This is a genomic window from Streptomyces massasporeus (assembly GCF_014648995.1).
Lineage (GTDB): Bacteria > Actinomycetota > Actinomycetes > Streptomycetales > Streptomycetaceae > Streptomyces > Streptomyces massasporeus.
Map to the genome: position 1 here is coordinate 129611 of NZ_BMSE01000020.1, position 24548 is coordinate 154158.

General features: G+C 72.7%; 23 protein-coding genes. 14 read left to right on the top strand and 9 right to left on the bottom strand.

Annotated features, from left to right (window positions below; translation table 11 throughout):
• Nucleotides 1-197 precede the first annotated feature (197 nt).
• The gene (locus tag IE153_RS33300) at nucleotides 198-1691 is read right to left on the bottom strand and encodes a helix-turn-helix domain-containing protein (protein WP_189593454.1); all 1494 of its coding nucleotides are present in this window, start codon (nucleotides 1689-1691) and stop codon (nucleotides 198-200) included.
• A 171-nt stretch (nucleotides 1692-1862) separates the two neighbouring features.
• Here IE153_RS33300 and IE153_RS33305 point away from each other — a divergent pair, with 171 nt between their 5' ends.
• From IE153_RS33305 to IE153_RS33325, 5 genes are all read left to right on the top strand, one after another.
• Complete coding sequence (locus tag IE153_RS33305; protein WP_189593455.1) at nucleotides 1863-2483, top strand: L-threonylcarbamoyladenylate synthase; 621 nt, start codon at nucleotides 1863-1865, stop codon at nucleotides 2481-2483.
• Between the two features lie 174 nt (nucleotides 2484-2657).
• Complete coding sequence (locus IE153_RS33310) at nucleotides 2658-3413, top strand: dienelactone hydrolase family protein (RefSeq protein ID WP_189593456.1); 756 nt, start codon at nucleotides 2658-2660, stop codon at nucleotides 3411-3413.
• Nucleotides 3414-3534: 121 nt separating this feature from the next.
• A complete protein-coding gene (locus IE153_RS33315; RefSeq protein ID WP_189593457.1) occupies nucleotides 3535-4368 on the top strand; it encodes an MHYT domain-containing protein in 834 nt (277 codons plus the stop codon).
• Nucleotides 4369-4415: 47 nt separating this feature from the next.
• A complete protein-coding gene (locus IE153_RS33320; protein WP_189593458.1) occupies nucleotides 4416-5921 on the top strand; it encodes a metallophosphoesterase family protein in 1506 nt (501 codons plus the stop codon).
• Between the two features lie 80 nt (nucleotides 5922-6001).
• Complete coding sequence (locus tag IE153_RS33325) at nucleotides 6002-7030, top strand: LLM class flavin-dependent oxidoreductase (protein WP_189593459.1); 1029 nt, start codon at nucleotides 6002-6004, stop codon at nucleotides 7028-7030.
• A 34-nt stretch (nucleotides 7031-7064) separates the two neighbouring features.
• Here the strand turns inward: IE153_RS33325 and IE153_RS33330 are convergent, their stop codons facing one another.
• Entirely contained in the window at nucleotides 7065-8039 is a 975-nt protein-coding gene (locus IE153_RS33330) for a TauD/TfdA dioxygenase family protein (protein ID WP_189593460.1), read from the bottom strand.
• Nucleotides 8040-8188: 149 nt separating this feature from the next.
• Here IE153_RS33330 and IE153_RS33335 point away from each other — a divergent pair, with 149 nt between their 5' ends.
• Nucleotides 8189-8545 (top strand): hypothetical protein, encoded by a 357-nt coding sequence (locus tag IE153_RS33335; RefSeq protein ID WP_189593461.1) that lies wholly within the window; start codon nucleotides 8189-8191, stop codon nucleotides 8543-8545.
• Here the strand turns inward: IE153_RS33335 and IE153_RS33340 are convergent.
• The gene (locus IE153_RS33340; protein WP_189593462.1) at nucleotides 8535-10076 is read right to left on the bottom strand and encodes a glycoside hydrolase family 32 protein; all 1542 of its coding nucleotides are present in this window, start codon (nucleotides 10074-10076) and stop codon (nucleotides 8535-8537) included. The genes IE153_RS33335 and IE153_RS33340 overlap by 11 nt on opposite strands.
• Nucleotides 10077-10239: 163 nt before the next feature.
• Here IE153_RS33340 and IE153_RS33345 point away from each other — a divergent pair, with 163 nt between their 5' ends.
• Genes IE153_RS33345 through IE153_RS33360 form a run of 4 tightly spaced genes read left to right on the top strand, consistent with a single transcriptional unit; the run spans nucleotide 10240 to nucleotide 14847 of the window.
• On the top strand, nucleotides 10240-11649 hold the full coding sequence (locus IE153_RS33345) for an extracellular solute-binding protein (protein ID WP_189593463.1): 1410 nt from the start codon (nucleotides 10240-10242) through the stop codon (nucleotides 11647-11649).
• Nucleotides 11646-12602 (top strand): carbohydrate ABC transporter permease, encoded by a 957-nt coding sequence (locus IE153_RS33350; protein ID WP_189593464.1) that lies wholly within the window; start codon nucleotides 11646-11648, stop codon nucleotides 12600-12602. Before IE153_RS33345 ends, IE153_RS33350 begins: the two co-directional genes overlap by 4 nt.
• A gap of 17 nt (nucleotides 12603-12619) precedes the next feature.
• Nucleotides 12620-13474, top strand: coding sequence for a carbohydrate ABC transporter permease (locus IE153_RS33355; protein WP_189593465.1), 855 nt, complete (start codon nucleotides 12620-12622; stop codon nucleotides 13472-13474).
• Nucleotides 13471-14847 (top strand): glycoside hydrolase family 32 protein, encoded by a 1377-nt coding sequence (locus tag IE153_RS33360; RefSeq protein WP_189593466.1) that lies wholly within the window; start codon nucleotides 13471-13473, stop codon nucleotides 14845-14847. The genes IE153_RS33355 and IE153_RS33360 overlap by 4 nt, the downstream gene beginning before the upstream one ends.
• On the opposite strand, the gene IE153_RS33365 is transcribed toward IE153_RS33360, so the two are convergent.
• A complete protein-coding gene (locus tag IE153_RS33365) occupies nucleotides 14810-15874 on the bottom strand; it encodes a LacI family DNA-binding transcriptional regulator (protein WP_189593486.1) in 1065 nt (354 codons plus the stop codon). The genes IE153_RS33360 and IE153_RS33365 overlap by 38 nt on opposite strands.
• A gap of 97 nt (nucleotides 15875-15971) precedes the next feature.
• On the opposite strand from IE153_RS33365, the gene IE153_RS33370 reads away from it, so the two are divergent.
• Together IE153_RS33370 and IE153_RS33375 are read left to right on the top strand one after the other, a co-directional pair.
• A complete protein-coding gene (locus IE153_RS33370) occupies nucleotides 15972-16802 on the top strand; it encodes an aldo/keto reductase (RefSeq protein ID WP_189593487.1) in 831 nt (276 codons plus the stop codon).
• 39 nt (nucleotides 16803-16841) lie between these two features.
• Entirely contained in the window at nucleotides 16842-17456 is a 615-nt protein-coding gene (locus tag IE153_RS33375) for a DNA polymerase ligase N-terminal domain-containing protein (protein WP_189593467.1), read from the top strand.
• Between the two features lie 9 nt (nucleotides 17457-17465).
• Here the strand turns inward: IE153_RS33375 and IE153_RS33380 are convergent, their stop codons facing one another.
• The 4 genes from IE153_RS33380 to IE153_RS33395 form a co-directional block, all read right to left on the bottom strand.
• Nucleotides 17466-19808, bottom strand: coding sequence for an ATP-binding SpoIIE family protein phosphatase (locus tag IE153_RS33380; protein WP_189593468.1), 2343 nt, complete (start codon nucleotides 19806-19808; stop codon nucleotides 17466-17468).
• 61 nt (nucleotides 19809-19869) lie between these two features.
• Nucleotides 19870-20337 carry a peroxiredoxin gene (locus tag IE153_RS33385; protein ID WP_308432224.1) on the bottom strand — a complete coding sequence of 156 codons (468 nt, stop codon included), beginning with the start codon at nucleotides 20335-20337 and terminating at the stop codon, nucleotides 19870-19872.
• A complete protein-coding gene (locus IE153_RS33390) occupies nucleotides 20334-20714 on the bottom strand; it encodes a DoxX family protein (protein WP_175430573.1) in 381 nt (126 codons plus the stop codon). Before IE153_RS33390 ends, IE153_RS33385 begins: the two co-directional genes overlap by 4 nt.
• 50 nt (nucleotides 20715-20764) lie before the next feature.
• Entirely contained in the window at nucleotides 20765-21526 is a 762-nt protein-coding gene (locus IE153_RS33395) for an AraC family transcriptional regulator (protein ID WP_189593469.1), read from the bottom strand.
• A gap of 90 nt (nucleotides 21527-21616) precedes the next feature.
• On the opposite strand from IE153_RS33395, the gene IE153_RS33400 reads away from it, so the two are divergent.
• Nucleotides 21617-22774 (top strand): MFS transporter, encoded by a 1158-nt coding sequence (locus IE153_RS33400; RefSeq protein ID WP_189593470.1) that lies wholly within the window; start codon nucleotides 21617-21619, stop codon nucleotides 22772-22774.
• Nucleotides 22775-22894: 120 nt separating this feature from the next.
• Here IE153_RS33400 and IE153_RS33405 read toward each other — a convergent pair whose 3' ends face one another.
• Entirely contained in the window at nucleotides 22895-23410 is a 516-nt protein-coding gene (locus IE153_RS33405; RefSeq protein WP_097222799.1) for a MarR family winged helix-turn-helix transcriptional regulator, read from the bottom strand.
• Nucleotides 23411-23525: 115 nt separating this feature from the next.
• On the opposite strand from IE153_RS33405, the gene ligD reads away from it, so the two are divergent.
• Nucleotides 23526-24506 carry a non-homologous end-joining DNA ligase gene (gene ligD / locus IE153_RS33410; RefSeq protein WP_189593489.1) on the top strand — a complete coding sequence of 327 codons (981 nt, stop codon included), beginning with the start codon at nucleotides 23526-23528 and terminating at the stop codon, nucleotides 24504-24506.
• The last annotated feature ends 42 nt before the right edge of the window (nucleotides 24507-24548 follow it).

The window sequence follows — 24548 nt, forward strand, 5'->3', positions numbered from 1 at the left end:
CACGGGAGCGCGACCGGTCCCCCGTTCCGGTCGTGCCCCCGCGGTAGTTGAACTTACGTCCATGGCCGAGCCCTTGTGAACCGTGTCGATGCCCGCTACACGCTCAGCAGGGCTCACCCGTGCACAGCTGAGTCCGGATGGCCCGGTTTCGTCCCGCCCGGACCAGGCCAACCGGTTGCCCGAGAGGCAAAACAGTCTCACGCGGGACGGCGGAAGTCCGGCACGTCGAGGTCGCCCACGGCCAGGTGGGCCAGCACGACCTCGTAGAGATCGGTGCCCGCGGCGAGCAGCTGGCGCTCCAGGACGGGTTCGGCGCTGCGGACGTGTTCGCGCACGGTCTGGGCGTGCACACCGAGGGCCTGCGCGGCCCGCTCGGCGTTTCCGCCGACGGCGATCCAGGTGCGCAGCGTCCGGCGCGGGTTCCTGGCGTCGGCGTCCAGCCGGCTCAGCAGGTCCTGCGCCCAGGTGCGGACGCCGGGGCCGGACAGCAGGTCGGCGAGCCGCAGCCCCGGGTCGTCGGTGCCGTCGTCGGACCGGGCGTCGGTCAGGCCGATCTGGGTGTTGAGCGCCAGGTGGACGACCGCCCGGACCGTGAGGTCGGCGAAGTCCGTGCCGAGCAGCGTCTCGACGCGTTCCATGCGGGCGCGGACGGTGTTGCGGCTGACTCCGAGGACCTTGGCGGCGTTGACGGCGGTGAACTCCAGGCCGAGCCGGTTGGTGGCGAGGAGTTCGGCGCGGGTGTGGTGCGGCAGGGTGTCGAGCGGGCGCAGCACCCGGGACGTCCAGCCGCGCAGCGCCACCGGGTCCATGAGGCGCTCGGGGTGGGTGCGCTCGGCGTAGACGGCCGTCTTGTCGGGCCGGAAGTGCGCGACGGCCAGGGCGCTGACGGCCTGCCCGTAGGCGGTGGCGGTCCGGGCGAGGCTCTGCCGGACGCTGCCGCCGAGGAAGAGGTCCGGATGCCGTCCCACCAGGGACCGCAGGGCGTCCCCCGTGGCCTCCCGGGGGCTGACGACGATCACGTGCCCGTCCATGGCGGGGCAGCGCACGACCAGGGCCTCCTCCCGGGTGCTGTCCAGGCACTCCTCGGCGACGCGGTCGCGGTCGGCGGGAGCGGACTCGACGACGTACACGCACGCCGTCTCGGCGTCGAGGAGGCCGGGCCAGAGTCCGGCGGCGACGCGGCGGGCCGCGATGGTGTCCTCGACCATCAGCAGTTGCAGGATCGCCAGGCGCAGGTCGGCGGTGGCCCGGCGCAGCCGCTGCCCGGCCGCGGTCGACTCACCCGCCGCCAGCAGCAGCTCGATCACCTGGGCGGTGTGCGTGACGACCTCGGAGGCCCGCCGGTCGAAGGGGTCCTGCCGGGAGACGGCCAGCACGCAGGTGTGGGACGGGTGCTCCACCCCGACCAGACGCAAGTGGCGCTCCCGGCTCTCCCAGGCCGCGGAGGCGAGCCGGCCGGCGGTGATGTCCGTGACCAGGTCCTCGTCCAGGGGCAGCCGGTTTCCGGCGAGGAGGTTCCCGGCGGCGTCCTGCAGGGCCACGGTCGCGCCCACGGTACCGGCGAGCCAGGCGACGACCCTGCGGACGTCGCGCCCCGCCGGACGCAGGTGCTCCAGCAGTTCCTCCGCCCATGCCGGATCCGTGCCGGCCTGCGTCTCCCGCTGCCGGTTGTCGTCCTCTCGGCCTGTCACCTCGGCCTTCCCCTCGCTCCTCGCGCCGCCTCCGGCGCACCGGTCGGGGACGTTACCTCACGTCCCTGAGGCCCTCGCCCCGGCCGGACGCGGGGAGGGACGGGGGCCCGCGTCCGCGGGCCCGGCCCCCTCCTGCTCCGCCGACCCGCACCGGCGGCATAAGCTCGGCGGATGGCGAAGTACTACGACGTGCACCCCGACAACCCCCAGCCCCGCACCATCGGCCAGATCGCCGACAGCATCCGTGCCGACGCTCTTGTCGCCTACCCCACGGACTCCTGCTACGCACTGGGCTGCCGCCTCGGCAGCCGGGACGGCATCGACCGGATCCGTACGATCCGCAAGCTGGACGACCGGCACCACTTCACCCTGGTGTGCCAGGACTTCGCGCAGCTCGGCCAGTTCGTGCGGATCGACAACGACGTGTTCCGCGCGATCAAGGCGTCGACGCCCGGCAGCTACACGTTCATCCTGCCCGCGACGAAGGAGGTGCCGCGCATGCTGCAGCACCCCAAGAAGAAGACGGTCGGCGTGCGCATCCCCGACCATGTCGTCACCCAGGCCCTGCTCGCGGAGCTCGGCGAGCCGCTGCTGTCCAGCACCCTGCTGCTGCCCGGCGAGGAGGAGCCGATGACGCAGGGCTGGGAGATCAAGGACCTGCTCGACCACGTGCTGGACGGGGTGGTCGACTCCGGTGACTGCGGTACCGAGCCGACGACGGTCGTCGACTTCTCCGGCGGGGAGGCCGAGATCGTGCGGTACGGCGCGGGGGACGCCTCACGGTTCGAGTAGACGGTAAAGCGGGAACCAAGGGTCGTTCACGGTTCAACCACGTGCCGGGGGTGGGCGAAATACCCCCGGAACGGGCGTGCCACGATGAGCGTGATCCGCCCGGTCACGCACGCGGACGGGTTCCTGGCCCCCGCCCCCGCAGAGCCCCCACCCCCGCAGAGAGGCAGCCCAGCCATGACCGCCGTACAGGGAACCGCCGTCGACATCCCCACCGCGGACGGCACCGCCGACGCGTATCTGGCCCACCCCGACGACGGGGCCGCCCACCCGGCGGTCCTGGTCTTCATGGACGCCTTCGGACTGCGCCCGCAACCGCGGTCCATGGCCGACCGGCTGGCCGCCGAGGGCTACACGGTGCTGGTGCCGAACCTGTTCCACCGGCACGGTCGCGCCCCGCTGTTCGACCTGCCCGAGTTCATCGACCCGGGGGCCCGCCCGGAGATATTCGAGCGCATCGTCCCGGTCATGCAGGCCCTGACGCCCGACCTGGCGATGCGGGACGCCGGCGCGTATCTGGGCTGGCTGGACGGGCACCCGGCCGTGGCCGACGGCCCGGTCGCGCTGACCGGCTACTGCATGGGCGCCCGCCTCTCGCTGCTCACCGCCGGCACCTACCCGGAGCGGGTCGCCGCCGCGGCCGGATTCCACGGCGGGCGGCTGGCCACGGACACCCCGGACAGCCCTCACCTGGTGGCCGGCAAGGTCACCGCCGAGCTGTACTTCGGCCACGCCGACCAGGACCCCTCCCTGCCCGAGGAGCAGATCGAGCGCCTGGAGGCCGCCCTGACGGCCGCCGGCGTCCGCCACCGGTGCGAGGTGTACACGGGCGCGCCCCACGGTTTCACGCAGGCCGACACCGCGTCGTACCACCAGGAGGGCGACGAGCGGCACTGGTCGGCGCTGCTCGACCTGCTGAAGCGCACATTCTGACGCCAATCGGCCCCCTGGGAACGCGCGTTGACGGCCTACCGACGGTAAGGGCTTGCTTTCCCGTGATCCCTGCGCGTAGACCTTGCTGAAAACCAGCCAGGACTCTGGGGGGAGTTGGCTCATGGACGGCACGGTCGACGGGTTCCGCTACGGTGCGGTGACCCCGGTGGCGGCCTATCTGATGGCCTGTTTGGGAGGGGCGCTGGGGCTGCGGTGCATCGTGCGCTCGCTGCTCGACGCGCAGTCGTGGAAGGCGGGCTGGCTGGCGTTAGGCGCCGCCTCCATCGGATGCGGCATCTGGACGATGCACTTCATCGCCATGATCGGCTTCCATGTGGAGGAGACCCGGGTCCGGTACGACGCGGCCACGACGGTGCTCAGTCTCGTCGTGGCCGTCGTCGTGGTGGGCGTCGGCGTGTTCATCGTCGGTCACCGCGGCACGGGCGGCGTCACGCTGGCGGTCGCCGGTGCGATCACCGGACTGGGTGTGGCGGGCATGCACTACCTGGGCATGGCGGCGATGCGGCTGAACGGCGAGGTCGGCTACGACCCGGTCGGTGTCGCGCTGTCCGTGCTGATCGCCATCGGCGCCGCGACCGCCGCGCTGTGGTCGGCCGTCACCATCCGCGGCTTCCTGACGAGCCTCGGGGCGAGCCTTGTGATGGGCGTGGCGGTGTCCGGGATGCACTACACGGGCATGGCCGCCGTCAGCGTCCATGTGCACGACTCGACCGGCGGGACATGGGCGGGCGACTCACCCACCTCCCTACTGCTGCCGATGCTGCTGGGGCCGGTGGTCTTCCTGCTGCTGGCCGGGGTCGTGGTGATGTTCGATCCCCTGCTGGTGCTGGGCGAGCGGTCGCCGGCGCCCCGGCCGGACGCCCCTGCCGCCAACTCGGCGGCCCCGAACCGCCCTTCATGGCGCGCGTCGGCCTCATCCGCACGCAGGCGGTGAGCGGCCCGCCTGCGGACGCGACATAGATCGATTGTTACGGTGCACCGGTGTCTGACTCCTCACGCGATACCGCCGAAGGCGCCGGCTGGGGCACCAGCGAACGGGGCGCCTACCGGCGGTTGATGCCGCCGAAGGCCGAGAAGATCTCCTGGCTGGACCCGAAGATGCTGTGGGTCGCGCGCAACGGCGTGCTGGCCTCGTGGTTCGGGGATCCGACGGGCCGGACGCGCAGCCGATGGGTGGCTCAGCGGGCGGCTTCCGGCGCACCGGCCGACAAGGTGATCCGGCGCGACGACCCGGACCGGTTCTCGTTCCTGGTGATCGGCGACACCGGTGAGGGCGACGACCCGCAGTACGCCGTCGTGCCGGGCTTTCTGAAGACCGGTCAGGACACCCGGTTCGCCGTGCTGGCCAGCGACGTGATCTACCCGGTGGGCAGCGCGGACGACTACGACACCAAGTTCTTCCGCCCGTACCAGGACTACCGGGCGCCGATCTACGCGATACCCGGCAACCACGACTGGTACGAGGACCTCGGCGGCTTCATGCGCGTCTTCTGCGACGACGCGCCGCCCCTGCCGCGCGAGCCCCGGCCGCGCCCGCTCACCCGGGCCTGGCTGCGCTCGCTGCTGTGGCACCGGCCGCGCCCGGACGCGGGGCAACACCTGCCCGAGGCGCGCACGTTGCGCTCCGCCCCCGAGCAACAGGCCGTCCAGCCGGGCCCGTACTGGGCGATCGACGCCGGTCCGGTGCGGATCATCGGCATCGACACGGGTCTGCTCGGCACCCTCGACGCCGAGCAGGGCGCCTGGCTGCGCGAGGTCTCCCGGGGGCCCCGCCCGAAGATCCTGGTCACCGGCTCACCCCTGTACGTGGACGGCCGGCGCGAGCCCTGCGCCATCGAAGGGGGCGGCACCGTCGACGACATCGTCCGCGCCCCGGACCACCACTACGTGGCGGCGATCGGCGGCGACATCCACAACTACCAGCGCTACCCGGTGCGGCTGGACGACGGACGCACGCTCCAGTACGTCGTCGCGGGCGGGGGCGGCGCGTTCATGCACGCCACCCACACGATCCCCCGCGTCAACGTCGCGGGCGTCACCGAGCAGGACTTCCGCTGCTACCCGCTGCGCGGCGACTCCCTGGCCTTCTACAGCCGCCTCTACGGCCGGCGGCTGCGGATGCGCCGCTTCTTCACGCTCACCGAGGCCGAGGCGACGGCCGTGATCGCCGAGCGCCTCGGGATCAAGCCCACCCGCGCCCCGGGCGCCCCGGCCCGTATCACCCGGCGCGTCCGCCTGGCCGCCGGACTGCTCGGCACCGGCCGCCGCCCCGACAAGGCCAGGCGGTTCAGGCTGCCGGTGCGGAAGATCTACACGTCGTTGTTCTCGCCGAGCTCGGCGACGTACAGCCCGCCGTTCTTCAAATGCTTCCTGCATCTGGACGTCTCCCCGGAGTCGGTCCGGCTGCGCTGTTACGCGGCCACCGGCAACCGGGCCCAGGAAGTCGCCCCGCCGGTCGAGGACGAGGTCACGATCCCGCTGCGCTGACCGGGCGGAGCGGGAACAGCACGGGCCGCCGCCGGGTTGACACCTCCGTAGACCATTGAAGGTTCAATGATGGAGGTCCTGTGCCGCCGACCCCACGACCGCTGCGCAAGCTGGGTTTCCTGACCATCGGGCTGTTCGACGAGGCGGATCCGCGCCGGGGCCACGAGTCCACGCTGGAGATCATCGAGCTCGGGGAGCGGCTCGGCTTCGACAGCGCGTGGGTGCGTCACCGGCACCTGCAGTACGGCATCTCCTCCCCCGTCGCCGTCCTGTCCGCGGCCTCCCAGCGCACCCGCCGCATCGAACTCGGCACGGCGGTCATCCCGCTCGGCTGGGAGAACCCGCTGCGGCTGGCGGAGGACCTGGCCACGGTCGACCTGCTGTCCGGGGGCCGGCTCAACCCGGGCGTGAGCGTGGGCCCGCCGATGCACTTCGACCAGGTCAAGGGGGCGCTCTATCCGGAGACGGCCGACGCCGAGGACTTCGGCTACGGGCGGGTGGAGCGGCTGCTCGACTTCGTGCGGGGCAAGCCGGCGACGGACTTCAGCGGGGTCGAGGGCTTCGAGGTCTTCTCCGACCGGGTGCAGCCGCACTCCCCCGGCCTGGGCCGCCGCCTCTGGTACGGCGGCGGCAGCCTGCGGTCGGCCCGGTGGGCCGGTGAGCACGGCATGAACCTCCTCACCAGCAGTGTCGTCAAGGCCGAAGAGCCCGAGGGCCCCTACGACTTCGCGGAGATCCAGCTCGCCCAGATCCGAGCCTTCCGCGCCTCCCACCCCGACGGCGAGGCCGCCCGGGTCTCGCAGGGCCTGGTCGTCATCCCCACGGACTCCGCCTCGCCCGAGCAGCGCGCACGCTACGAGGCCTACGCCGACCGGCGCACCCCCCGGACGGCCTCGCCCCAGGGCCCGGGACGGCTGATCTTCGCACCGGACCTCGTGGGCACGTCGGCGCAGATCGCCGAACGACTGCACGCGCACGCCGCGTTCCGGGAGGTGGACGAGGTGGCGTTCGCCCTGCCCTTCACCTTCGAGCACGAGGACTACGAACAGATCCTCACCGACATGGCGACCAGGCTGGGCCCGGCCCTGGGTTGGCAACCTGGCACGTAGACCTGCAGACCGGGCACGTTAGACCTCCCCCGGGTCACCAGTGGCCCGGGCTGCTCCCCGTGATCGGCTCCGACGCCGTGCCGTCCACCCCGACGGGCACGTCCCCCGCAAGCATCACCCGGTGCATGATGCGCGGATGGTCGAGCTGGGACGTGTCGCCCGGGGCCAGATGCATCGTGGCGCGGTTGTCCCAGAACGCCACGCTGCCCGGCTCCCAACGGAAGCGGACCGTGTACTCGGGCCGGACCGCCTGCTCCAGCAGCATCTCCAGGATCGCGGCGCTCTCGGGCCTGGAGAGGCCGGCGATCTGCTCCACGTAGTAGCCGTTGACGTACAGGATCCGCTCCCCCGTCTCCGGGTGGACGCGCACCAAGGGGTGCAGGGAGGCGACCTGACGGTCGAGCAGGTGCCGGACGTACGCGTCGTCGCCCGGCCGCGGCTGATAACCGACGCCGAGGCGGTGTTCGGCACGCAGTCCGTCGACGAACCGCCGCAGCGGCGCGGAGAGTCCGGCGTACGCCGCCGCCAGGTTCGACCAGGTGGTGTCGCCGCCGTAGGGCGGTACGGTCTCGGCGCGCAGGATCGTCGCGGCGGGCGGGTCGACGCGGGCGCCGTGGTCGCAGTGCCAGCCGCGCAGCAGGGTGTGACGGCGGCGCCGCAGCCACTCGTCGTGCTCCATGCCGAACCGCCCGCCCAGCTCCAGCCGGTCGGCGGTCGTCTCGATCCCGGGGAAGTCCGGGGGCGAGGCCTTGCCCCGCCGGGGCAGCTCCACGATCTCGCCGAACCGGCGCGCGAACGCCATGTGCCCGGCGTGGTCCAGCCGTTGCCCCCGGAAGAAGACCACCTTCCACCGCAGCACCGCCGCCCGGATCGCGGCGACCACGGCGTCGTCGAGATCCCCGGCCAGATCGACCCCGCCGATCTCGGCCCCGATGTACCCGGCGGCCGGTTTCACCTCCAACCCGGCCTTCCGCGCCGCCTCGTCCGTCATCCCGCTGTCCGTCGTCATGAGCGCTCCGCTGGTCGTGGGCGTGGTCCGGCCTTCCCGAAGATCGTGACAGCGATCTCAGCAGAGGGCGACCATGCCTCGACGAGAGGGTCGGGGCGAGACAGAAATCCGGTCGAGCCGGGCGGGTTTCGCCGGTAGCGTCAGGCCCCATGACCTTGACGGACCTGCCGGCGGGCTTTCGCGACGAGGAGCAGCGCGGGTACGTCCGCCGGGTGATCCACGACCGTCTCGCCGACGACCGCGACCAGCAGGAGTGCCGCTACCTCATGCGGTTCTGGTGGCAACTGGGCATGCCCTACCGGGAGGTGACGCTCGACCAGCTCAGGGCGAACCTCGGCGAGGACACGCTGCGGCTCGTCGAGGAGCTGATCGACGCCGTGCGCACCTCCCCCGCGGCGATCGACGACTGGGTCGACGCGGTGGAGGGTTCCCGGCCCGTCGTCCGGGACCGCGGTTTCGAGCAGACCGGGGCACTGCTGCACGGGAAGGCCCGCCCTACACCCTGAACTCGCGGATCACGGTGTTCCGGAACACCGCCTTCCCCTCGACCGTGAAGAGCGCGAGCCCCGTGTCGACCAGGTACGGGAAGGCCGCCGAGGAGTGCACGTACCGGCCGTCGTCCACGAACATCTCCACGGAGGTGCGGTCGACCAGGATGCGCAGCCGCACCGCCCGCCGGCCCGGGTCGAACGGGCTGTGGCTCTCCTGCCACCTGCCCGTCATGTCGGGCGACACGGTGGGGCGGCGGTTGAGGTAGGCGTAGTCGCGGTGGACACCCGCGTCGATGTGCCGGACGCCGTCCGGGGAGCGCCGCAGTTGCACCCCCGCACCCGTGAGCTGGTCCCAGGTGATCTCGCAGGTCAGCTCGTAGGCGGTGCCCCGGTAGTCGAGCAGGCGCGTCCCCTCGACCTCCAGGTCGCCCAGCGTCACCGTGCGGGAGACGTACCCGTCGAGCGCGGTGACCGGCCGGGACGCCAGGAAGTACCTGCCGTCGCCCCCTCGCTTCAGCGTGACCTCGCGGACGATCGAGTCGGTGCCGTTGAAGCCGTCGCCGTCGATCGTGGGCGTGATGTGGGCGTAGTCCCAGTTGTTCAGCCACCCGATCGCGTAGCGGGTCCCCTCGTCGAGGGTGCCGTCGGTGCCGCGCTTGTCGAAGGTGACCGCCCCGTACCAGTCCCAGCCGTAGTCGAGCCACTGGGGATCGGTCGTGTCGGCGGTGAAGGCGCTGCCGTCGAAGGAGCCCGTCCAGTACGCGTACGTGTTGGGCAGCCCGGCCCCCTTGCCGTTGGCGCTCACCCCGAGCACCCACTTCGGCGTGCCGTCCCCGGCGCGGATCCGGAACAGGTCGGGGCACTCCAGCACGCCGATGCCGCCCCGGACGAAACCGCTCACGTACGTCCAGGACTTGAGGTCGGCGGAGTGGTAGAAGCCGACCTTGTCGTTCTCGGCGAGGGTCATCACCCACCGGTCGCGTTCCTCGTCGCGGATCACCTTCGGGTCGCGGAAGTCGCGCACGCCGGGGTTGGGCAGCACCGGGCCGGTGCCGTGCGGGGTGAAGGTGCGGCCGCGGTCGGTGGAGTAGTACAGGTACTGGGCCTGATCGGCGGGGCCGTCGTGCGGTGACATCGTGGCCAGCACGACGACGGCGCCCGCCCCGAAGCCGGCCGTGTCGTGCGTGTCCACCACCGCCGACCCCGACCAGACGTCGCCGCCCGGCGTGGTGTCCTTGGGCACGGCGATCCCCTGGTCCGTGAAGGAGACCAGGTCGGTGCTGGTGGCCAGGCGCCAGGCGGTGCCGATCTCACCGGCGAGGTAGTCGGCGTTGTGCAGGTAGTAGTAGTGATACCTGCCGTCGATCCAGACAGGCCTCTGCGGGTCGTTCTTCCACTGCTCGGGGACGGTGAAGTGGTACCCGGCGCGGTAGCTCGCGCGGGCCGTCCGGGGCCCGGCCGCCGCCGGGCCCGCCGTCGGCAGCAGAGCGCCGGCCGCGCCCACGGCCGACCCGGCGAACAGAGCTCTCCTGGTGATTCCGCGCATCACACACCTCGTCCCTCTCCTCGGAAACTGCGGCTCATGGGATCAGGACTTTCGGACCTAACTCGTTAAAGGTCAAGCGCCCGCACGCCTTGACAGGGCCGTTCCGCGCTCACATCATCTGGGGCATCAACCCACGGCTAACACGAGTTAGGCCCCACACACGATGACCGACTCGCACCTCACCCGCCGCTCTCTGCTGCGGTACGGCGCCTATGGCGCGGGCGCCGCCGCCCTGGCCGGCACCGCCGCGAGCTGGGACCGGCTCACCGGAGCCGACATCCCCGGCCGGGACGACGGCTCCCTCGTCGTCGCCACGCTGGGCCCCGCCTACGGGCCGGAGGCCATCCGCACGCTCCGCGAGGGCTTCGCCGAGCTGCACCCCGGCATCAAGCTCCGGATCAACGCGGTCCAGGCCGTCGACTGGTCGGACTTCTTCGCGAAGATCCTCACCCAGGTCGCCGCGGGCACCGCCCCCGACCTCGTCTATGTCGCCACCGAGGGCGTGCAGCTGTTCGCGCAGCGGCTCGGGGTGGCCCTGGACAAGTGGGTGAAGCGGGACGCGGCCGAACTGAAGGAGTACTTCACCGACGTCCACCCCTCGCTGGTGGAGTCGATGATGTACGAGGGCAGCCTCTACCAGCTGCCGGTGGAGTTCAACGCGGCCGACATGTACGTCAACCGCCAGGTGCTGCGCCGGGCGGGCGCGGACTTCCCGCCGGCCGACTGGACCCGGGACGACTTCACGGCCCTGCTGCGGGACATGAAGAAGTCGAGCGGCGCCCGCTTCACGCCGTACTTCTGGACCAACCGGCTCTGGGGCGGTGTGGTGCCCTGGCTGTTCGCGAACGACACCAACCTGCTCACCGAGTCCAAGGCACCCGGCGGCGCCTGGCTGTGGGACGGCTTCTACCCCGCCGGGCAGCGCAAGGGCCGCGGCGGGGGCTTCCGCTGGACGACGCCGCAGGCCACGCACGACCGGGTGGAGGAGGTCTACGACTACCTCGCCTCCCTGATCCAGGACGGCCTGTGCACCCGCCCCGAGGGCGGCAACGGCCAGAACCTCATCGGCGTGTTCTCCACCGGCCGGGTCGGCGTCACCCCGGCGGGCGGCTTCTGGGCGGGCGGACTGCACCTGGCCGGCATGGAGCGGGACGGGTTCGACGTGCAGTACTTCCCGCGCTGGCGCACCCAGCGCATGCAGTACGGCGCGGCGGGCTACGCGCTGCTGCGCACCTCGAAGATGCAGGACGAGGCGTGGGAGTTCATCAAGTACGCCGCCCGCAAGGACACCCTGGAGCGGCTGTTCGCCACGAACCAGACCACCCCGGCCCGCCGCTCGCTGCTGACCGCCGGCCGCTACGCGAAGACCGGCCCGGCCCACTGGCCGGTCTTCTACGACACCCTCGACCGGTTCCCCGACACGGGACCCATCCCGGCGCCGCCGCAGGTCGCCGAGGTCGAGCAGGTGCTGCTGAAGCACACCGGCACGGCCCTGGCCTCCGCGCGTTCGGTGCGTCCCGCGCTGCGCCGGATGCAGGGCGATCTGGAGAAGGCCATGGAGCGTGACGTATGACGAACACCCAGATATCGCCCGCGCGGGCGGAACGCCCCGCGGCACCGCCCGCCCCGGCGCCGAAGGGCCCCTCGGCCCGTGACCGCGGCACCCGGCTGCTGGCCACACTGTTCCTGACCCCGACGATCGTCGGGATCGTGGTCTTCACGGTCGTGCCCATCGTCGGCTCGGTGATCCTGAGTCTCTTCCACTGGAACGTCATCGACTCGCCCTCCTACGCCGGGCTCTCCAACTACGGCGAGGTGTTCGGCGACGAGACCGTGCTGGTCTCCTTCCGCAACACGCTGGTGTTCATGGTGTTCGCGGTGGCCCTGCAACTCCTCGTCGCGCTGGCCCTCGCGCTGACGATCAACGGGCGGATGCCGGTGTGGCTGCGGTCGGTGTTCCGCTCGGCGTTCTTCTTCCCGCTGGTGCTGTCCGCCGCGTCGATCTCGGTGGTGATGAAGTACCTGTTCAACCAGGACTTCGGGGTGATCAACTGGCTGCTCGGCTTCGTCGGGATCGCGCCGGTGCCGTGGCTGACGTCGGAGAACGCGGCGATGGCGACGGTGGTCCTGGTCTACGTCTGGCAGCAGTTCGGCTTTTCGTTCCTGCTGTTCGTCGGCGGGCTGAACAACATTCCGAAGGAGATCCACGAGGCGGCCGCCCTCGACGGCGCGACGGGCCTGCGCAAGCACCTCACCGTCACGCTGCCGCTGCTCTCGCCGACGCTGCTGGTCGCCTCGGTCGTCGGCATCATCAACGCCCTCCAGGTCTTCGAGCAGCCGTACGTCCTGACCAACGGCGGCCCCGGCGACTCCACCCGCACGGTCGTGATGGTCATCTACGAGACGGCGTTCGAGCAGCTGCGATTCGGTGAGGCGTCCGCGGTGGGTGTGCTGCTGTTCGTGCTGATCATGGCGGTGACCGCCCTCCAGTTCCGGCTCAGCCGGCGTTTCGTCCACTACCAGTGAGCCGGGTGAGTCCTCCCATGAGCCAAGCAACCCTCTCCTACAGCCGTGTGCGGCACGGGCTCGCGCCGTGGGCGCGGATCGCCGGCCTGGCCGTGTGCGCGCTGCTCACCCTCGGCCCGGTGGTGTGGACGGTGTCCACCTCGCTGCGCACCCCCGCCGAGGCCTTCGACCTCCCGCCGCAGCTCATCCCGTCGAACCCCTCCACCGAGGCCTACCGCGGGGTCTTCGACCAGATCGACGTCTGGCTGCTGGCGTTGAACTCCACGCTGGTCACGGCCCTGATCGCCGTCGGCCAGATGATCACGGCGGGCCTGGCCGGATACGCCTTCGCCCGGCTGGAGTTCCGCTTCAAGAAGCCGCTGTTCGGCCTGGTGCTGGCGACGATGATGGTGCCGTTGCAGGTCACCATCGTGCCGGTGTTCCTGGTGCTGAAGTCGATGAGCCTGACCGACACCCTGCTCGGGCTGATCGTCCCGGCCTTCCCGACCGCGTTCGGCACGTTCCTGATGCGCCAGTACTTCCTCGGCATGCCCAAGGACCTGGGCGAGGCGGCGATGCTGGACGGGGCCGGGCCCTGGCGGACCTTCCGGTCGGTGTACGCCCCGCTGGCCGCGCCCGGCCTCGCGATCGTCGGTGTCCTGGCCTTCAACTACCACTGGAACGAGTTCTTCCGCCCGCTGATCCTCGAGACGTCGGGCCAGAACTACACGTTGCCGCTGGGGCTGGTCTCCCTCCAGGGCAACCTCGGCACCGGCTCCATCTCCGTGGTGCTCGCCGGTGTCGTCCTGTCCATGATCCCCGCCGTCGCCGTGTTCGTCGTCGGCCAGCGCCCTCTGCGCGAGGGCATCACGTCCGCTGGAGTCAACCGTTGAGCCTCGCCGCTCCCCCGCACGACCCGCACGCCCCGCGTTTCCGGGTCCGCCCGCCCGCCAACTGGATGAACGACCCCAACGGTCCCTTCCGCTGGCGCGGCCGCCATCACCTGTTCTACCAGCACAACCCGGACGCCCCGGTGCACGCCAACGTCCACTGGGGCCATGCCTCCAGCGCCGACCTCGCGCACTGGGAGCACCATCCGATCGCGCTCACCCCCACCCCGGGCGGGCCGGACGAGGCGGGCTGCTGGTCGGGCTGCGTGGTCGACGACGGGGGCGTGCCGACGGCCGTCTACACCGGGGTCGACCGCGATCACAGCGGGCTCGGCACGATCTGCCTGGCCCGGGCGGCGGACCCGGACGATCCCGCGCTGGCCGAGTGGACGCCGTTGCCCGTCCCGGTGGTCACGGGCCCGCCCGAGGGTCTGGACGTGGTGATGTTCCGCGACCCGTTCGCCTTCCGGCACGAGGGCCGGCGCCGGGCGCTGGTCGGCGCGGGGCACGCCGACGGCACGCCGTCGGTCCTCCTCTACGACTGCGACGACCTCACCGACTGGCGGTTCGCGGGGGTCTTCCTGGACGGGCACGCCCCGGCCGCCCGGGCCGCGTTCGGCGGCCGGGCCACCGGCTGGGAGTGCCCGCAGCTGTATGCCGCGCGGGACGGCGCGTGGGTGCTGGTGGTGTCCCTGTGGGACGGCCACCCGTGGACCACGGGCTACCTCACAGGCCGCCTGGACACGGACCTGCGCTTCACCGCCCGCACGGGCGGCCTGCTCGACCACGGCCGTGACTTCTACGCCCCCGCCGTGCTGCAGGAACCGGACCGGGCCCTGATGTGGGGCTGGTCGTGGGAGGCCCGCGAGCAGGGCGAGGCCGACTGGGCCGGTGTCCTCACCGCTCCCCGTGTCGTCGACGTCCATCCGGACGGGGCGCTGCGGGTGTCCCCGGCGCCGGAGCTGCACCGGCTGCGGGCCGCCGAGCCGTTCGTCACCGCCCCGGGCCGGGCCGCGCTGCCGGCGGCCTACGACCTGACGGTCAGCGCCCGCGCCCGCACCACGGTCGGTCTGCTGAGGTCGGCCGCGGGCGACGAGCTGACGGTCTGCCTGGACCCGGACGCGGGCACGGTGACAGTGAACCGGGACGGGTGGCCCCGCGCGGAGGCCGCGGCACCGGTCGTCGTCCCGGTGCCGCCGGGCGAGGAGCTCACCCTGCGCGTCCTCGTCGACGGCTCGCTGTACGAACTGTTCGTGGGCGACCGGGCCACGGTCACCGAGCGCGTCTACGCACGCGCGGACGACAGCAGGGAGTTGAGCGTGACGCCCGGCGCGTCCGTCACCGGATGGGCGCTGGTCCCACCGACGAACGGCTGATCACCGGGCAGGCCAGGCGCCGCACCGTGGCGGGCGGCGTCCGGCCCGTGGCGAGGGAGTCGAGGAGCAGCCGCGCGGCGGCCTCCCCCATCGCCCGGTGGGGCAGCGCGACCGTGGTGAGGGGCGGCGCCAGGTGGGCGGCCATGTGCTCCTGGTCGTCGTAGCCCACCACCGACAGATCACCGGGGACGGTGATGCCGAGCCGGGTCGCGGCGTGCAGGACGCCCGCCGCGACCCGGTCGTTGTAGGCGAAGATCCCGGTGGGCCTGAGCTCGGGCGGGGCGTTGTCGAGGAGGCGTGTGGCGCCCTCGTAGCCGGCGGAGATCTCTCCTCCGGTGCGGACCACCCAGTCGCGCGGCACGGTGATGCCCTCGGCGCGCAGCGCGTCGCGGAAGCCGCGCAGCCGCTCCGCGGAGGCGATGTCGTCCTGCCCGCCGACGAGCGCGACCCGCCGGTGCCCCTGCTCCAGGAGCAGCCGGGCCGCCGTACGGCCTCCGGCGCGCTCGGCGGGGATGACGGCGGGCAGCGAGTCGTCCTCCGGCAGGCAGTTGGCGAGGACGGAGAGGGTGCGGTGCAGGCCCTCGGGGACACGGACGCTGCGCAGCGACATGGCGGCGTAGATGATGCCGTCGACGCGCCGGTCGAGGAGTTCGGCGACCGCGGCGTCCTCCTTGTCCGGGTCGCCGCCGGAGTCGATGGTGAGGACCAGGTGCTCGCCCGCCCAGGCCGTGTCCATGGCGCCACGCAGCAGCCGTCCGGCGAACGGGGAGGAGGCGATCTCGTCGGTGACCAGGCCGATCACGGCCGTACGGCTGCGGCGCAGGCCGCGGGCGACGGGGTCGGGCCGGTAGCCCAGCTGGGTGGCGGCCTGCCGGATGCGTTCCTGGGTCGCGGGCGAGAGGTTGCCGGCGGCCCGGCCGTTGAACACGAAGGACACGGCGGTGTGCGACACGCCGGCGAGCCGTGCGACGTCCCGCGAGGTGGGTCGTCCCGATCTTGTCGCCGGCTTCTCCTCGGCGCTGCCCATGCCGTCCGCCGCCTTCATCCCCCACCTGTCCGGTTGATCATTGCTCACCCTATCCGTGACGCTGGAGGGACGACACAGTCAACGGGAAGGTCCGATGGTGATCAGCATCCCGACCCACACGCTCAACGACGGTACGACGCTCCCCGCCCTGGGCCTGGGGACCTGGCCGCTCGGCGACGACGAGGCGCAGCAGGCGGTGCTCTCGGCCCTGGCGGCCGGCTACCGCCTGATCGACACGGCGACGAACTACCGCAACGAGACGGGGGTCGGCCGCGCTGTGGCCTCCGGCGTGGTGCCGCGCGAGGAGGTCGTCGTGACGACGAAGCTCCCGGGCCGGCACCACGGCTACGAGGAGACCCTCGCATCCTTCGAGGAGTCGCGGACCCGCCTGGGCCTGGAGTACGTCGATCTGTACCTGATCCACTGGCCGCTGCCGCGCGTGGACCGGTACGTCGACTCCTGGAAGGCCATGATCAAGCTGCGCGAGGAGGGGCTCGTCCGGTCGATCGGCGTCTCCAATTTCACGGCCGGGCACATCGAGCGGCTGGAGAAGGAGACGGGGGTGCTGCCCTCGGTCAATCAGATCGAGCTGCACCCGCTGCTGCCGCAGGAGGAGCTGCGCGCCTTCCACACGGGCAAGGGCATCGTCACCGAGAGCTGGAGCCCGCTGCGCCCGGGTACGCCCCTGCTGGAGGATCCCGCCGTGGCGCGGATCGCCGAGGCGCACGGGGTGTCGCCGGGGCAGGTCGTGCTGCGCTGGCACACGCAGCTGGGCGCGGTACCGATCCCCAAGTCGGCGAACCCCGAGCGGCAGCGCGCCAACCTCGACGTCTTCGGCTTCGAGCTGAGCGAGGACGAGATGCGGGCCGTCGCGGACAGGCCGCAGCGGAGGGTCGGCGGGGACCCCGAGGTGCACGAGGAGTTCTGACGGGTACCCGGGGGCGCCCGAGGCAGGAGGGAGCCGCAGGTGGCCGAGCGGGACCGGCTGCGGGACTACCGCGGCAAGCGCGACTTCGACCGGACCGGCGAGCCCCGGGGACGTGGTGCGTCCGGGGGCGACGGGCCCCGGTTCGTGGTGCAGATCCACGACGCGAGCACGATGCACTTCGACTTCCGGTTGCAGGTGGACGACGTGCTGAAGTCCTGGTCGGTCCCGAAGGGCCCCTCGGCCGACCCGAAGGACAAGCGGCTGGCCGTGCCCACGGAGGACCATCCGCTGGAGTACGAGGAGTTCGAGGGCGTGATCCCCCGCGGCGAGTACGGCGGCGGCACGGTGATCGTCTGGGACCACGGCACCTACGAGCCGCTGAGCCATGACCGCGAGGGGCGGCCCGTCGATTTCGCGGAGTCGCTGGAGCGCGGGCACGCCACGTTCCGGCTGAGCGGTTCCAAGCTGCACGGCGAGTACGCCCTGACCCGGTTCCGCAGCGGTCGGGACGGCGACGGCGAGGAGGCCTGGCTGCTGGTGAAGCGGGCCGGGGGCCCGGCCCGTGCGCACGGGGCCCCCGATCCCCGCCGGGCCCGTTCGGCCAAGTCCGGCCGCACGCTCGCCCAGGTCGCCTCGGACGCGTCCGGGGCGTGAGCCGGCCGGTCAGAACAGCGGTGTGAGGGACTGTTCGCACCAGATCGTCTTGCCCCGGGTGGTCTGCCGGCTGCCCCAGCGCTGGGTGAGCTGGGCGACCAGCAGCAGACCGCGGCCGCCCTCGTCGTCCTGGTGGGCCCGTCGCAGGTGCGGGGAGGTCGAACTGCCGTCGGACACCTCGCAGATGAGGGTCCGGTCCCGGATCAGGCGGAGCTGGATGGGCGGGGCGCCGTACCGGATGGCGTTGGTGACCAGTTCGCTGACGACGAGTTCGGTGACGAAGGCCGTCTCGTCCAGGCCCCACGCGGCGAGCTGGTCGGTGGCGGCCTGCCGGGTCGCGGCCACCTCCGCGGGGTCGGGGGAAACGTCCCAGGTGGCGACCTGGTCGGCGCCCAGGGCCCGGGTCCGGGCCAGCAGCAGGGCCACGTCGTCGCCGGGTTCCTCCGGCAGGACGGCCTTCAGCACGGTGTCGCACAGGGCGTCCAGCGAGTCGGCGGGCACGGTCAGGGCGCGGCACAGCTCGTCGGTGGCGTGGTCGACGTCGCGGTCGCGGTCCTCGACGAGTCCGTCGGTGTAGAGGGCGACGACGGAGCCCTCGGGCAGTTGGAGCTCCGTCGCCTCGAACGGCAGGCCTCCCACGCCCAGCGGGGGGCCTGCGCTCATGGGGATCAGCCGGGCGGATCCGTCGGGCAGCACCAGGGCGGGTGCGGGGTGCCCGGCGGCGGCCAGGTTCAGCCGGCGTGTGACGGGGTCGTAGACGGCGTAGAGGCAGGTCGCGCCGAGTTCGGCGACCTCGTCGCCCTGGTCGTCCGAGGCGAGATGGGTGACCAGGTCGTCGAGGTGGGTGAGGAGCTCGTCGGGCGGGAGGTCCACGTCGGCGAGGGTGCGGACGGCTGTGACCAGCCGGCCCATGGTGGCCGTGGAGGGGATGCCGTGCCCCACGACGTCCCCGACGACCAGCGCGACGCGGCTGCCGGACAGCGGGATGACGTCGAACCAGTCGCCACCGATGCCGGCCGCCGATCCGGAGGGCAGATAGCGGTGCGCCACCCGGACGGCGGCCTGGCCGGGCAGGCCCCTGGGCAGCAGGCTGTGCTGGAGGGCGAGGGCGGTGGTGCGCTCGCGGGCGAAGCGGCGGGCGTTGTCGACGCAGACCGCGGCCCGGCTGGCGAGTTCCTCGGCGAACACGGCGTCGTCCGCGCCATAGTCGTCGGCCTGCGCCACGCGGACGGCCACGGCGACACCCAGCGTGGTGCCGCGGGCCCGCAGCGGTACGGCCAGCATCGAATGGGCGCCTTCGCGGTAGGGCCGTCCCTTCGGGGCGCGGGAATTGCGCTCGGCGACCCAGCGCATGAACGCCGGCTCTCCTGCCTGGCTGAGGATGGCCCCGCCTTCCCGCATGGCCCGGGCGATCGGCGAGAACGGGGTGTAGACGTCGACTTCTCCCAGATGCACGGCCGCCTCGGGGGTGCCCTCGGTGACGGAACCGTGCGCGACCCGCCTGAGGGCGATCTCGTCGGCCGGCACCGTCGGCTGCTCGTCCGCGCCGAGCACCCAGTCGAACAAATCCACGCTCGCGAAGTCCGCGAAGCGGGGCACCACGACCCCGATGAGCTCCTCGGCCGTGCGCACCACGTCAAGGGTGGTGCCGATGGCGGCCGCGGCCTCGTTGAGCAGGGCCAGCCGCTGGCGGGCCCAGTACTGCTCGGTGCTGTCGAACGCGGCCAGGGCGGTGCCGACGAGCTCGCCGGCGGCATTCCGCACCGGCCACATCTCGGTGACCCAGGCGTGCTCCCGGTTCAGGGCCGGCGCACCGGTGTAGCTCTCGTAGCGCACTGGCCGGCCCGTCTCCACGACATGCCTGAGATGCCAGTTGAAGCCACGCATGTGCTCGGCCTCTCCCACGGTCTCCGGGAAGTGCCGGCCGAGCAGGGTCTCCTCGGGCACGCCCATCACATGGCAGGCGGCCTCGTTGAGCCGCAGGTAGCGCTGGCCGGTGTCGAAGACGGACATCGACATGGACGCCTGCTGGAAGGCGAGGCCCGCGAGGGACGTCTCCCCGTGGCCGGGCGACGCGGCGGTGATCACGTACCCGCCCGACTCCCCGTCCGGGCCCGTCACGGCGCACGCTCTGACGCGGAGCCCGACGAGATAGCCGTCGCGGTGCCGCACCATGACGGTGCCGGACCGCGCGGACACCGCCTCGGGCGGCACGGCCTCGGCGAGCAGCTCCCGCACGGCACGGCCCAGGGCCTCATGGGCCGGATAGCCGGTCAGCCGCCGGGCTCCCTCGCTCCACCCCGTCAGAATGCCGCGGGCGTCGATGATCGCAGCAGCGGAGGCGTCCTCCATATCGTCCAGGATTATCCCTTTGCCGCCCTCTATCAACCGCGACGCAGCATTCGTGACAGTGTCAGGTCCGGTGGGCGCGCAGCGCGGTGAGCGCCCGGTCGGCGTGCGCGTTCATGCGCAGTTCGCTGCGGACGACGTCGAGGACGGTGCGGTCCTGTGCGATGACGAAGGTGGTGCGCTTGGTGGGCGCCAGGGAGAAGCCGCGCTTCACCCCGAACCGTTCGCGGACCGCGCCGTCGGCGTCGGACAGCAGCGGCATGCCGAGGCCGTGTCGTCCGGCGAACTCCTGCTGGCGCTCGACGTCGTCGCCGCTGATGCCGACGGGGCGTGCTCCCACGGCGGCGAACTCGGCGGCGAGATCACGGAAGTGGCAGGCCTGGGCGGTGCAGCCGGGGGTCAGGGCGGCGGGGTAGAAGAAGAGCACGACGGGGCCCTCGGCGAGCAGCTCGGACAGGCTGCGGACCGTGCCGGTCTCGTCGGGCAGGGTGAAGTCCTCGACCTTGTCCCCGGTCTCCACGCGCGCGGTCACGACCTGCCCTCCGCGTTCCGGGCGACGCCGCGGGCCCAGAGCACGAGGGGCACCTGCAGGGGCAGGCGCCCGAAGGCGGCGGCCTTCTGCGGGGTGGGGCGGTGGCGCCAGTCGGCGGCCATCTTGACGTTGGCGGGGAACACCCCGACGAAGAAGGCGGCCGTGGCGAGCGCGGCGGCCTTGCGGGTGCGCGGCAGCGCCAGACCGGCGGCGAGGGCGAGCTCGGCGGCGCCGCTGGCGTAGGTCCAGGCCCTCGGTGTGCCGGGCAGGCCGCGCGGGATGGTCGCGTCGAACGGGCGTGGGGTGGCGAAGTGGGCGACGCCCGCGGTGGCCAGCAGGCCGGCGAGCAGCAGGGGCGAGCGTTCGGACCGGGACACGGTTCCTCCTCTGAAGGCCTGCCGCGCATTATTACCGGTCGGTACACAGGTCAGTTCACCGGGCCCCGGGTGTGCCGGTGGTGGCTGCCGGGCGTGTAGCCGAGGGAGCGGCGGAAGACGTCGATGAACGCGCTGGCGGAGGACCAGCCGCAGCGGTGGGCCACGGTCGTGACGGGCAGGCCGTCGGCCAGCATCCGCAGGGCGTGGTAGAGCCGCGACTGGGTGCGCCACTGCGGGAACGTCATGCCGACCTCGGCGCGGAAGAGCCGGCTGAGGGTCCGCTCCCCCACCCCGGTCGCCGCCCCGAGCTCGGCGAGGGTGCGCACGTCGGCCGGGTCGGCGTGCACGAGTGCGCAGACGGCGGCCAGGCGCGGGTCGGCGGGGGTGGGCAGGCGCAGCGGCTGTTGGGGCGAGAGGCGCAGTTGATCGCGCAGGACGGCGCGCAGTCGGCGGCGCTCGGGGCTGTCGTCGCCGGGGTCGCGGGTGTAGACGAGGATCAGCTCGCGCAGCAGGGGGCTGACGGCGAGGACGGCCGGGTGGTCCAGGCCGAGGGGGTTGTCGGCGGCGGGCAGGCCGACCAGGTGCAGGTCGAGCCGGCCGTGGGCGCGATGGGCGTGGACGGTGCCGGCCGGGACCCAGATGGCGCGGGTGCCGGGGGCGAACCAGGTGCCGGCGTCGGTGGTGACGGCGACGACGCCGGCGCCCGCGTAGACGATCTGGTGGTCGTCGTGCCGGTGGGCGTCGATGCGGTCGCCGGCGGTGAGCCGCTGGGCGCGGGTCGGGGCCGCGGGGGTGTGGCGGATCTTCGGCACGATCCGGCAGATTATCGGAAGCGGGCCAGGTGCCCGGCGGACGACGATCGCCGGGTGACCACTTCGAGACGCGATCGACCCGTAGCCCTGATGTCTTCGGGGCACGCCTGTGTGGACGTGTACCAGGGAGCCGTGGCCGCTCTGGTGCCGTATTTCGTCGCCGAGCGTGCCTACTCCTATGCCGCCGCTTCGGGTGTCGTCCTGGCGGCGTCCCTGCTGTCGTCGCTGGTGCAGCCGCTGTTCGGGGTGCTCACCGACCGGTGGGCGATGCCGTGGCTGCTGCCGCTGAGCGCGCTGACGGCCGGGGCGGGCGTCGCCCTGAGCGGGGTGACCGGCTCCTACGCGCTGACCCTGGCGGCGGTGGCCGTATCGGGGGTGGGCGTGGCCGCCTACCATCCCGAGGCCGCCCGGGTGGCGCGGGTCGTCTCCCGGGGCCGGCACACGGCCATGGGCTGGTTCTCCTTCGGCGGCAACGCCGGCTTCGCCCTGGCGCCCCTGCTGGTCTTCGCCGTGGTGGCCACGGGTGGGCTGCGCGCCACTCCCCTGCTGGTCGTCCCGGCCCTGGCGGGGGCGGCACTGTGCGCGGCGGCGATGCGGTCGGCGGGGCCCGGAGCCGGGAGCGCCGGTGCGTCCACCGCCGTAGGCGAGGACGACTGGCCGTCCTTCCTGCGGCTGTCCGGGGCCGTGGTCTGCCGCTCCGTGGTGTTCGTCGGCCTGAGCACGTTCGTCTCCCTCCATGTGCGGGAGCGCACCGGTGGCGGGGAGGCGGCCGGTACGGCGGCCCTGTTCGTGCTCTACGCCGGTGGCGCGGTCGGCACGCTGGCCGGGGGCCGGCTGGCGGAGCGGTACGGGCGGACGGCGGTGGTGCGCCGGTCCTACGCCCTGACGGTCCTGGCCGTGGCCGGGCTGGTCCTGGTGCCCGGGCCGCCGGTGCACCTGTTCGTGGCCCTGACGTCGGCGGGGCTGTATGTGCCGTTCTCGCTGCACATCACGCTGGGCCAGGACTTCCTGCCCCGGCGCGTGGGCACCGCGAGCGGGGTCACGCTGGGCCTGACGGTGAGCGTCGGCGGTCTCGCGGCGCCCGCGCTCGGCGCCCTGGCCGACGCGACGTCCCTCCGGGCGGCCCTGCTGCCCCTCGTCGCACTGCCCGCGCTGGGCCGACTGCTGCTGTGCGGCCTGCGCGAGCCGGTGCCGCCAGGGGCCGCGGCGCCCGAGCGGGTGGATCCGCAGGAGCCGGTGGCGCGGTGAAGGGGTGACGGGGCTCAGGGACGGCCTGCCGGCGTCATCCGGCCCGGAGCGGAACTCCGGCGGTGCCCGGCTGGGCTCTTCCCCGCCGTGACATGACGGACCGGCCGGTCCGGCCGCGGATCACACCGTGCCGGCCCGGGCCGACTGGGGTTCGCCCTCCTCGTCCACGGAGTGGGCGAGGAAGTCGTCGACCATGCGGTGGAAGAGCGTCGCGAGGTGGCGCAGTTCCTCGGGCGACCAGTCCGAGAGGGCCATCTGCATGCCGCGGACCCCGGCGTCGCGGACCTTGGCGATGGCCTCGCCGCCGGCGTCGGTGAGCTCGATGCGCTGGGCGCGGCGGTCGTCCGGGTCGGGGACGCGGGTGACGTACCCGGACTTCTGCAACTGCTGCACCGTGCGTGTGACGTGCGAGGCCTCCACGCCCAGCCGGACGGCGAGCTCCCCGGGCCGCAGCGGCTCGGAGTCGGCGATCTGACGGAGCAACGCGACGGCGGCACGGTCGAGCGGCACCCCCGCCAGGGCCATCAGCCGGTCGTGCTGACGGGCGCGCGTGCTCAGGTAGGTGATGCGGGTGAGCGCACGCTCGATCTCGATCACTTCCGGGGAGGGGACGTCGGGGAGCGGTGGTGTGGACATGAGCACCAGACTACCATCTCGTTGCGTAACTCAACTAAATCGGCCCGGGGCGCCGTTCAGGGGAAACAGGCCGCAAACACGCGTGACGGCCTGCCGGCTCGTCGACACCTCACCCGTGGACCTGCCGCTGATCCCGCCCATGCTCGCCTCGTCCGGCACCCTGCCGCCCGCCGCGCAGGACACGCGCTGGGCCTACGAGACCAAGCAGGACGGCCAGCGCGTGGTGGTCTACCTGCCCGGGGACGGCAGCGTACTGCTGCGCGCCCGCTCCGGGGACGACATCACGGCCGCCTACCCCGAACTCCGGCCGCTGAGCACCGCGCTCGGCGCCACGCCCGCCGTACTGGACGGCGAGATCATGGCCTTGGACGACCAGGGCCGCGCCAGCTTTCAGTTGCTCCAGTCACGGATGGGCCTGGCGCACGCACCCGCCAGGGCCGCGCGGCGGGCGGCGGAGGTCCCGGTCCATCTCGCGCTGTTCGACCTGATGCACCTGGAGGGCCACTCCCTCCTCAGGCTCCCCTACGCACGACGCCGCGCGGCGCTGGAGGACCTCGGACTCTCCGGGCCCTCCTGGTCGACCCCGCGCGCCCTCGTCGGTCACGGCGCCGAAGCCCTGCGCGCCACCCGGGAGCACGGCCTGGAGGGTCTGGTCTGCAAGCGGCTGGACTCGGTGTACGAACCGGGCGTCCGCTCCCGGGCCTGGATCAAGATCCGCAACATGCGCACCGAGGACGTCCTGGTCGGCGGATGGCAGCCCGGCAAGGGGCGGCTCACCGGCCTGCCCGGCGCGGTCCTGGTCGGACAGCGCGCCGCCGGACGGCTGCGCTACGTCGGCAGCGTGGGCACCGGCTGGAGCGAGGCCGAACGCACGGAACTGGCGGGGCTGCTGCGGGCCGCCGCGACCGACGTCTGCCCCTTCGATCCCGCCCCGCGCGCCCCGGGTGCGCACTGGGTCCTGCCCCGCCTGGTCGGTGAGGTCCGCTACAGCACCCGCACCCGGGAGGGGCTGCTGAGGCAGCCGTCCTGGCTGCGGCTCCGGCCCGACCTGGCGCCCGAGGACGCGGCGGCGGACATCCCGGACGACCTGGTCTGAAACGGCGGCCGGACTCCACCTGTTGGGCTGCGATTCACCCTT